Below are 8,880 nucleotides of genomic sequence, written 5' to 3'. Positions count from 1 at the left end.
CGCGCACGGTGTCCGGGTCCAGCTGATCCGGCGCCCGGGCGAGCGCGGCGCCGCCGGCCCGGCGTACCGCGTCTTCCTGGCCCACCCTTCCTCCGGGCGGCTCGACACGCAGGTGCTCGACGACCGCGCCGCGCTCGGTGGCCTGGACCTCGATCTCACGCGCCGCGGACCCGGCTGGCAGCCGTACGCCGGCCCGTTGCTGCTGATCTGCACCAACGGACGGCGCGACGTCTGCTGCGCGGAGTTCGGTCGACCGGTGGCGCAGGCGGTCGCGGCGCAGCTGCCGGAGGAGACCTGGGAGACGACCCATCTCGGTGGGCATCGGTTCGCGGTGGCGGCGTTGACCCTGCCTGACGGCATGTCCTACGGACGGGTGGACGCCGAGGTGGGCGTCGCGATCGGCGCGGCCGTGCGCCGGGGCGACGTGGTGCCGTCGCACCTGCGCGGGCGCACGGCGTACGCGCCGCAGGTCCAGGCCGCCGAGGTCGCGCTCCTCGGTGAGCTCGGGCTGACCGCCGCCGACGCGCTCACCCTTGTCTCGGATGCGACCGTCGAGGGCAGCGGCGCGGTCACCTTCCGCTCGGCCGTGGGCCTGCACGACGCGGTCGTCACGGCACAGCCGACAGCACCCTCCCGGCAGAGCTGTGCCGACCTCGCCGAGAAGTCGTCGACCACCTGGCGGGTCGTGTCGGTCAGAGCTCGGGCCGGTAACGGCTGAGGATCTCGGTGAACCGCTTCGCCGGCACCATCGACCCGTCGACCGTGAACGTCGACCCGTCGGCGTTGCGCAGCACGACCCTCCACCCCGGACGGCCGGGGCGCCCGCGCACGTGGTCGACGGGGGAGTAGGGGCTGGCCAGGTCCCACACGTGGTGGCGGCCGGCCTGCGTGATCTCCAGGCGAGGGCCCAGCAGCGACACGGTGGTCGGCACCGCGAGCACGCGGAGGAACCAGAGCCCAGCCGCCAGCGCCGCCAGGATCAGCGCGAGGCCGCCGAGCGTCGTGTCGCGGACCGCCCATGCCGCCCAGCCGGTCAGCCCGGTCGCGACGAGCGAGACCAGGAGCAGCACGCCGGTGGCGCGGCGCGCCCACGAGCGCGGACGGGTCTGGATCGTCTCCACTCCGGTCGCGACTGCCATGGCTGCCGGCACCGCCGCGCGCGCGACAACTGCCGGCGCCGAGGCGGGCACAACAGGCACGACAGCAGCAGCCGCCGCGGGCGCGACCTCGCGCCGTGCCTCCGGTGCGGCGACCGGACCTCCCTGCAGCGCGGCCAGCACGTCGAGTGCCGCCCGGGCATGGTTCACCTGGTTCTCCATCGGGCCTCCCCTCCCTGCCCCCACTGTACGTCCGGATCCGCCCCGGCGGGGCTGTCTGTGCGACGATGGCCCGGCATCTGACCCGACCCCTGGAGCAGCAAGCGTGGACGAAGAGAACGACAGCCCGGTCGCCAACGGCCTGGTGGCGCTGGTCGCCGTCGCCCTCGTCATCGGACTGCTCGCGGCGATCATCGCCCTCCTCGGCACCCGCCTCGTCGGGCTCACCGGTGGGGGCGGCGGCTCGACCGACGGCGTTGCCGCCGGCGAGTCACTCTCGCTGCCGCCGCTCGAGCCGACCGAGCTCGACTCGGGTCTGCTGATCACGCTCGCGCCCGTGGAGACCCCGACTCCCTCGGAGAGCTCGAGCGCTCCCCTCGGGGTCGGTGAGTCAGCCACGCCGAGCGCCTCGGCGAGTGCATCGGAGTCGCCGACGGCTGCCACCGGCGACCGCGACATCGCGCTGCAGGCTTCCGACGGCTCGGTCGAGGCCGGCGACGAGGTCATGCTCAGCGGCACCTATCACGGTGGTGAGGGCGCGGTCCTCGACATCTGGTACGACAAGGACGGCGAGGGCTGGCAGGAGTTCAACCTCGACGCCAACGTCTACGGCGGTGTCTTCCAGGCCTTCGTGACGACCTACAAGAGCGGCACCTTCGTCTGGCAGGTGCGTGACCCGGAGACGGGCAAGAAGTCCAACGAGGTCCGCGTCCACTACGAGGACTGAGGCGCCCCGCCAGGCGCACGAACCCCGGCGTCAGCCGGCTTCGACGCCCATGGCAGCGGTGAGCTCCCAGGCGAGCTCGGCGCGCAGCCACCCCGCGGTGGCCCGGCGGTAGCGGAGCCCGTCAGCGCTGATCTCCACGGCAACCCAGCCCCGTCGGCCGTGGAGCAACCGGATCACCCGCGTACGCCGCCCCGGCGCGGTCACCGTCAGCGACAGCTCGCCGTCGACGCGGTCGAGGGAGGCGATCTCCTCCGGCACGTCGCGCCAGCCGAGCTGGTCGAGGAGTGCGCGACGGGCCCGGCCCGAGCTGTCCCGCAGGGCAGCGAAGACAGCACCGACCTGCGCGCTCGGCACGGCGGCGACGGGAGGGCTGGCGTCACTCCCACGCACTCCCGGCACGAGCCGGAGGACCGACTCGATCATGCCGCCCGTGCCGCGGCTCAGCTCCAGGCCGGGCACGACGCCGACGTGTTCGCTGCCGGAGGGTCCGGGGACGAGCGTGCGCACGGCGGACGCGTGCGCCACTCCGCGGCGGGCGACGCGGCCGAGCCAGGCCTGTCCGCTGCGCGAGCCGAGGACGTCGACGGACACGTCGCCGGCGGCCAGGACCGCGACGGCGGTCGTCCACTCCCCGGTGGTGGACGGACCGGTGATCAGCGGGGCGAGTGGCCCGGAGAAGCTGGCGCCTGCACCCCGCGCAGCACCTGCCCACTGCTCCTCGGTCAGCTTGCCCTGGGTCGTCACCAGGACCTCACTCGGCGAGCTCGAGAGGCGGCTCGTCCGTCGGGGGTACGCCGGTCCCCGGCTGCTCGCCGTACCGCTCCTCGAGCCGGTTGGCGCCGAGGTGGACCGATCGCGTGTCGTAGAAGGTGTCGCCCCGGCGCACCGCGACGTCGAGCGCGGCTCCCTCCATGCCCTGCCACAGGATCGCCAGCACGTGGTCGAGCACCTCGAGCGGGTCCGCCGTCTCCTGGACGCGGACCTGGCCGTGGTACGCCGGCTGGCTGCCGCCGACCCCCGCCGAGTCGTTGCCGTTGATGTCGACCCGGGTCACCCCGGGGAGTGCCTCGATCTGCGCGATCAGCTCGTTGGTCTCCATCACGTCGTACCCCGGTTCTTCCTTCTGGCTGCAGGCGGTCACGAGGGTGAGGAGAGCGGTCGCGACCAGGACTCCCATGCGCTTCATCGTCACTTCTCCTCGAGCCGGGAGGTCTGCTGGGACTCCACGGTCCCCATGAAACCGCTGATGGCACTGTCCGGCGCGACCACGTAGCCGCCCGACCGTACATCGGTGTCGGGGTCGCGCTCGCCGGCCATGGTCGTCGTGTACTGGTCCTGGCCGTGTGAGTCCAGCGGATCGATCGACCGCGTCGGGTTGTCGACCGCGACGGTCGTCCAGTTCGGGCGGTCCGGGTTGTCGGAACCATCGAGCTGGGGCACGGGATCCTGGTTGTGCTCGAAGGCGAGGACCTCGACACCGTCGGTGATCGGGTAGTGCGCGATGGGCGACCCCTGGGTCGTGACCGCCCTGATGTGGAACTTCTCGACGAGCTCGGGGTCGGAGGCGATGTCCGCGGCCACCATGCCGCCCAGGCTGTGCCCGGAGAGCATCACGTCGAGGCCGCTGTCGTCGACGCCGGCCGCCTTCATCGCCTCGACGATGGCCTGCGACAGCTCCGACTGCTCGCTCGCGTTGGTCGCCGAGCCCATCGTCGCGAGGTCGGTGTCGATGCCGGTGGGCCCCAGGATCCGCGACGGCTCGGTGCCGGGGATGTTGACGATCCATCGCTCGACCCCGTCCGGGCCCAGGACCTTCGTGATCACGACCTGGGGCTGGGCGCTGTCGCCCTTCGGCTTGTTGTAGGCGTCGGTCTCGAAGTTCATCAGCTGCTCGAGGTCGACCCGCATGCCGTCGTACGCGTCGTTCTCCTTCAGGTCCGGGTCCCTCAGCTCCGGGTCGATGTCGTGGAACGGGATCTTGTCGAGCAGCGCGAGCAGGCCGGCTGCTGCGTCCTCGTGGCTCAGCGTCGGCCAGTGGCCACCGGTGACGAGGAAGACCAGCGGCAGGCCGAACTGGTCGATGAGGACCACCTGGGCGCCGATGATCGCCACCGTGATGCCGCTGTCGATCAGCCACGGGTAGGCCTCCTCATAGGCCCACGCGGTGAACTCCGCCCACTCCTCTGCGGCCTTCGCCCGTACGGCGGCCGCGGCGTCGCTGCCCGCCTGGGCGATCTCGTCGGCAAGCCTGTAGAGCTCGGCCGCCGTGTCGGTGGCGAGTGCGCGCGCCCCGAGCTCGAGCACCATCAGGTCCGCCTTCACGGCCGCCTCGAGAATGGCTCCCTCGGCCGCGGCGGCCTCGACGGGCGCGAGCAGGACGGCCTGTGCGATGTCGCCGCTCGCTGCGGACGTCGTGAGGGACAGGGCGTGGTCGCCGACCTGGTCGCACTGCCACCGGAGCGCTGTTGCGAGCGCGGACAGCTCGGCGTACTCGACCGCGAGGCTGGTCATCGCGCGACCTCCAGTGCCGCCACCAGCTCCCAGGTGAGCTCGGTCGTGAGCCAGGGCCCGGTGGCCCGGCGGTAGCTGATGCCGTGCCGGCCGATCGAGGTGCTGATCCATCCCTCGTGGCCGTGGAGCAGCCGGATCAGGCGCGTACGCCGACCCGGCGCTGCGATCGTCAGGGTGAGGTCGCCGTCGATCCGGGTCAGGGACGCGACCTCGTCGGGGATGTCGTCCCAGCCGAGGAGGTCGAGCAGGGCGGAGCGCGTCCGCGCGTCCTCCTCCTTCGTCGCTGCGATGACGGCTCCGACGTGCTCGGTCGGCACGGTGATGGCCTCCGGGGAGGCCGCTCCGTCTTCCAGGCCCGGCACCAGGCGCAGGATCGAGCCGAGCAGCTCGGCGCGGGTCCCGTGGCCGAGCTCGAGGCCGGGGACCACACCGATCCGGCCATCCGGCCGCCCGGTCACGAGGGTGCGGACGGCGCTGGCGTGCGCGTTTGCGTCAGCGGCGAGGCGGGCGGTCCACCCCCGGGGTCCGTGCGCCGCGAGGAGGTCGACGGTGATCTCCGGGTGACGGAGGGGCGCGAGGCGCCGCACGCTCTCGAGCGCGGCCGGGGCCCCTGCCGGTGCCAGCGGGGCGAGCGCCCCCTCGGGCGTGAGACCGGCGGCAGCCACCGCGGCAGCCCACTGCTCCTCGCTGAGCCTGTCGTGCGTGGTCACCAGAACTTCACGTCCTCGAGTCGGTCCTTCGCCCAGCCGCCGGCGTCCTCGGCGTACGACCAGACCTGCTGCGCGCCGTCGACGGTGCTGTCCACGGCGTTGTCGAAGGCCTCGCGGGCCTGGTTCCAAGCGGTGAGGAGGAACTGCTGCCGCTCCTCGACGACGGCGGCGAGGTCGGCGACAGCCCTGGCGGCGTCGTCGACGTCTCCCTGGAGCGCGGTGAGGTCGAGCAGGATCGCCTCGAGCCGCGCACGGTGGGAGGTGGCGGCCACGCCTGTCCAGATGGCAGCGTGGGGCGTCGCGCTGGCCACGCCGCCGATCGTCTCCGACGTCGTGGACAGACGTCGCGCCAGGGCCACGAGGTCGGCCGGGTCTCCACCGAGCATGCGGCGAAGGTAGGTCGGGGCCGGGGCGGAGGGCCATGGGGAGAACTCCCCGGCGACGGGAATGACGGGCTCGAGAGCTGCGTTGGCACCTACGAACAAAGTTGAGTTGAACGCACTCAAGTTGTTTGTCAGACTGTCCGCCAGAGCGGCAGGATGGCCGTCACCAGAACTTCCCGGACCGCGTCACGGCTCCGGGTGCCCCACAACCCAAGCACCACACACGGAGGAACCCCATGGCCCGCGCAGTCGGCATTGACCTCGGCACGACGAACTCCGTCGTCGCCGTCCTCGAGGGTGGCGAGCCCACCGTCATCGCGAACGCCGAGGGCGCTCGCACCACCCCGTCCATCGTGGCCTTCGCCAAGTCCGGCGAGGTCCTCGTCGGTGAGGTCGCCAAGCGTCAGGCGGTCACCAACGTCGACCGCACCATCCGCTCGGTGAAGCGTCACATGGGTGAGTCCTGGACCACCCAGATCGACGACAAGACCTTCAACCCGCAGCAGATCAGCGCCTTCATCCTGCAGAAGCTGAAGCGCGACGCGGAGGCCTACCTCGGCGAGCCGGTGACCGACGCGGTCATCACCGTGCCGGCGTACTTCTCCGACGCGCAGCGCCAGGCGACCAAGGAGGCCGGTGAGATCGCCGGTCTCAACGTCGCGCGCATCGTCAACGAGCCCACCGCGGCTGCGCTCGCCTACGGCCTGGACAAGGGCGACGACCAGACGATCCTCGTCTTCGACCTCGGTGGCGGCACGTTCGACGTCTCCCTGCTCGAGATCGGCGAGGGTGTCGTCGAGGTCAAGGCGACCTCCGGTGACAACCACCTCGGTGGTGACGACTGGGACAACCGCGTCGTCGAGTGGATGGTCGAGAAGTTCAAGGCCAACCACGGCGTCGACCTGGCGGCCGACAAGATGGCCAAGCAGCGCCTCCAGGAGGCCGCGGAGAAGGCGAAGATCGAGCTCTCGTCGTCCAGCGAGTCGCAGATCCACCTTCCGTACATCACCGTCGGCGCCGAGGGGCCGCTCCACTTCGAGGAGAAGCTGACCCGCGCGGAGTTCCAGAAGATCACCGCCGACCTGCTCGAGCGGACCAAGGTCCCCTTCCAGAACGTCCTCAAGGACGCCGGTGTCCCTGTCGCCGAGATCGACCACGTCGTCCTCGTCGGCGGCTCGACCCGCATGCCCGCCGTCAGCGACGTCGTGCGTGACCTGCTCGGTGGCAAGGAGCCCAACAAGGGCGTCAACCCCGACGAGGTCGTCGCCGTCGGCGCCGCGCTCCAGGCTGGCGTGCTCAAGGGCGAGGTCAAGGACGTCCTGCTCCTCGACGTCACCCCGCTCTCGCTCGGCATCGAGACCAAGGGCGGCGTCATGACCACCCTCATCGAGCGCAACACCACGATCCCGACGAAGCGCTCGGAGATCTTCACGACCGCTGACGACAACCAGCCGTCGGTCGAGATCAAGGTCGCCCAGGGCGAGCGCCAGATGTGGTCGCAGAACCAGCCCCTCGGCAACTTCGAGCTGACCGGTCTGCCGCCGGCTCCGCGTGGTGTGCCGAAGATCGAGGTGACCTTCGACATCGACGCCAACGGCATCGTCCACGTCTCGGCCAAGGACCACGCGTCCGGCCGCGAGCAGTCGATGACCATCTCCGGTGGCTCGGCGCTCAGCAAGGACGAGATCGACCGCATGGTCAAGGAGGCCGAGCAGTTCGCCGAGGAGGACGCCAAGCGTCGCGAGGCCGTCGAGGTCCGCAACCAGGCCGACACCCTCGTCTACTCCACGGAGAAGTTCCTCTCGGAGAACGCCGACAAGGTCCCGGACGAGGTCAAGACCGAGGTCCAGGCAGACGTCGACGCCCTGAAGGAGACCCTCGCCAAGGACGACGCCACGGCGGAGGAGCTCACCGCCGGCGTGAGCAAGCTCGGTGAGTCCTCGCAGAAGATGGGTGCCGCGATGTACGCCGCCGCGGAGGCCGACCAGGCCGCTGCCGGCGGTGCCAGCGAGGCCACCGGTGACGCGGACGACGACGTCGTCGACGCCGAGATCATCGACGAGGACACCGACTCGAACGGCTCTGGCAAGTGACCGACGCACCGTTCAACCCGGAGCCGCCGCGGGAGGAGCCTGCGGCGGCGCCGGAGGGTGACGACGTAGCGGCCGAGGCCGGTGCGGCCGCTGCGCCGCACGGCTTCGGTGACGAAGCGGCGGAGATGGCCAACGAGACCGAGGTCGAGGCTCCGGTCGACCAGGCCGAGGCCGACGAGTTGGCTGTCACGAAGATGGCGCTGGAGGAGCGCACGCTCGACCTCCAGCGCCTCCAGGCGGAGTACGTCAACTACAAGAAGCGCGTCGACCGCGACCGTGAGGTCGTCGCCGAGAACGCGACGTACAAGGTGCTCAGCCCGATCATCGACGTGCTCGACACGATCGACCGGGCGCGCGAGCACGGTGAGCTCGAGGGCGGCTTCAAGGCCGTCGCCGACCAGCTCGACCGCGTGGTGACCAACCTGGGCCTGACCCGCTTCGGCGAGCCGGGCGACCCGTTCGACCCGCAGCTGCACGAGGCGCTCACGCACCTCGGCACGGATGCCGAGGTCGCGGTCACCACCTGTCAGCACATCGCGAAGACCGGCTACAAGATCGGTGACCGCGTCGTCCGCGCGGCGCAGGTCCTCGTGGTCGACCCGGTCGAGTAAGAATCCGGAGCAGGGAAAGGAGGTGCGCGCATGAGCGCGAAGGCTGACTGGGCGGCGAAGGACTTCTACGCCGAGCTGGGCGTCAAGAAGGACGCCTCGCAGGAGGACATCAAGAAGGCGTACCGCAAGCTGGCGCGCGCCAACCACCCCGACTCCAACCCCGGCGACAACGCCAAGCACGAGAAGTTCAAGGCGGTCGCCGAGGCGTACGACGTCGTCGGCGACGCCGAGAAGCGGAAGCAGTACGACGAGCTCCGTTCGATGCCAGCGGGCTTCCCGGGCGGTTTCGGTGGCGCCCAGGGCTTCGACCTCAACGACCTGCTGCGCGACCGCGCTGGTGGGGGAGGCGGCTTCGGCGACATGTTCGGCGACCTCTTCGGTGGCGGTGGCGGTGGCGGGCGCGCCCGTCCGCGGCCCCGCAAGGGTGCTGACCAGGAGACGACGGCGACGATCTCGTTCACCGACGCGATGGAGGGCGTGACGATCAGCCTCCGGCTGGCGAGCGAGGCGCCCTGTGCCACGTGCCACG

11 protein-coding genes are annotated in these 8,880 nt (G+C 71.2%); 5 read left to right on the top strand and 6 right to left on the bottom strand.

Annotation, left to right across the window (positions count from 1 at the left end):
- On the top strand, nucleotides 1-718 hold a 718-nt coding region (locus VLF38_RS12820), incomplete at its 5' end, for a sucrase ferredoxin (RefSeq protein WP_325271635.1).
- Here VLF38_RS12820 and VLF38_RS12815 read toward each other — a convergent pair.
- The gene (locus tag VLF38_RS12815; protein ID WP_325271634.1) at nucleotides 693-1,319 is read right to left on the bottom strand and encodes a hypothetical protein; all 627 of its coding nucleotides are present in this window, start codon (nucleotides 1,317-1,319) and stop codon (nucleotides 693-695) included. The two genes, VLF38_RS12820 and VLF38_RS12815, sit on opposite strands and share 26 nt — an antisense overlap.
- Nucleotides 1,320-1,422: 103 nt before the next feature.
- Here VLF38_RS12815 and VLF38_RS12810 point away from each other — a divergent pair, with 103 nt between their 5' ends.
- Nucleotides 1,423-2,043 carry a hypothetical protein gene (locus tag VLF38_RS12810; RefSeq protein ID WP_325271633.1) on the top strand — a complete coding sequence of 207 codons (621 nt, stop codon included), beginning with the start codon at nucleotides 1,423-1,425 and terminating at the stop codon, nucleotides 2,041-2,043.
- A gap of 30 nt (nucleotides 2,044-2,073) precedes the next feature.
- On the opposite strand, the gene VLF38_RS12805 is transcribed toward VLF38_RS12810, so the two are convergent.
- Genes VLF38_RS12805 through VLF38_RS12785 form a run of 5 tightly spaced genes read right to left on the bottom strand, consistent with a single transcriptional unit; the run spans nucleotide 2,074 to nucleotide 5,650 of the window.
- Entirely contained in the window at nucleotides 2,074-2,787 is a 714-nt protein-coding gene (locus VLF38_RS12805) for a hypothetical protein (RefSeq protein WP_325271632.1), read from the bottom strand.
- 7 nt (nucleotides 2,788-2,794) lie between these two features.
- A complete protein-coding gene (locus VLF38_RS12800; RefSeq protein WP_325271631.1) occupies nucleotides 2,795-3,229 on the bottom strand; it encodes a hypothetical protein in 435 nt (144 codons plus the stop codon).
- 2 nt (nucleotides 3,230-3,231) lie between these two features.
- Entirely contained in the window at nucleotides 3,232-4,554 is a 1,323-nt protein-coding gene (locus tag VLF38_RS12795) for a hypothetical protein (RefSeq protein ID WP_325271630.1), read from the bottom strand.
- Nucleotides 4,551-5,264, bottom strand: a complete 714-nt coding sequence (locus tag VLF38_RS12790) for a hypothetical protein (protein ID WP_325271629.1) — start codon at nucleotides 5,262-5,264, stop codon at nucleotides 4,551-4,553. The genes VLF38_RS12795 and VLF38_RS12790 overlap by 4 nt, the downstream gene beginning before the upstream one ends.
- Nucleotides 5,261-5,650, bottom strand: a complete 390-nt coding sequence (locus tag VLF38_RS12785; RefSeq protein ID WP_325271628.1) for a hypothetical protein — start codon at nucleotides 5,648-5,650, stop codon at nucleotides 5,261-5,263. Before VLF38_RS12785 ends, VLF38_RS12790 begins: the two co-directional genes overlap by 4 nt.
- 233 nt (nucleotides 5,651-5,883) lie before the next feature.
- Between VLF38_RS12785 and dnaK the strand changes: the two genes are divergently transcribed.
- From dnaK to VLF38_RS12770, 3 genes are all read left to right on the top strand, one after another.
- On the top strand, nucleotides 5,884-7,740 hold the full coding sequence (gene dnaK / locus VLF38_RS12780) for a molecular chaperone DnaK (protein ID WP_325271627.1): 1,857 nt from the start codon (nucleotides 5,884-5,886) through the stop codon (nucleotides 7,738-7,740).
- The gene (gene grpE, locus VLF38_RS12775; protein WP_325271626.1) at nucleotides 7,737-8,351 is read left to right on the top strand and encodes a nucleotide exchange factor GrpE; all 615 of its coding nucleotides are present in this window, start codon (nucleotides 7,737-7,739) and stop codon (nucleotides 8,349-8,351) included. Before dnaK ends, grpE begins: the two co-directional genes overlap by 4 nt.
- 30 nt (nucleotides 8,352-8,381) lie before the next feature.
- Nucleotides 8,382-8,880 (top strand): DnaJ domain-containing protein (locus tag VLF38_RS12770; protein WP_325271625.1); only part of this gene is annotated, 499 nt, incomplete at its 3' end.

This window comes from Nocardioides sp., from assembly GCF_035481145.1.
Lineage (GTDB): Bacteria > Actinomycetota > Actinomycetes > Propionibacteriales > Nocardioidaceae > Nocardioides.
The sequence above is the reverse complement of the archived record's forward strand: the minus strand, read 5'-3'. Positions and strand labels throughout refer to the sequence as shown.

What these genes read in the sequence shown, in the direction of transcription:
- VLF38_RS12815 (WP_325271634.1), bottom strand. Translation starts at nt 1,319, where the DNA reads ATGGAGAACCAGGTGAACCATGCCCGGGCGGCACTCGACGTGCTGGCC.
- VLF38_RS12800 (WP_325271631.1), bottom strand. Translation starts at nt 3,229, where the DNA reads ATGAAGCGCATGGGAGTCCTGGTCGCGACCGCTCTCCTCACCCTCGTG.
- VLF38_RS12795 (WP_325271630.1), bottom strand. Translation starts at nt 4,554, where the DNA reads ATGACCAGCCTCGCGGTCGAGTACGCCGAGCTGTCCGCGCTCGCAACA.
- VLF38_RS12785 (WP_325271628.1), bottom strand. Translation starts at nt 5,650, where the DNA reads ATGCTCGGTGGAGACCCGGCCGACCTCGTGGCCCTGGCGCGACGTCTG.
- dnaK (WP_325271627.1), top strand. Translation starts at nt 5,884, where the DNA reads ATGGCCCGCGCAGTCGGCATTGACCTCGGCACGACGAACTCCGTCGTC.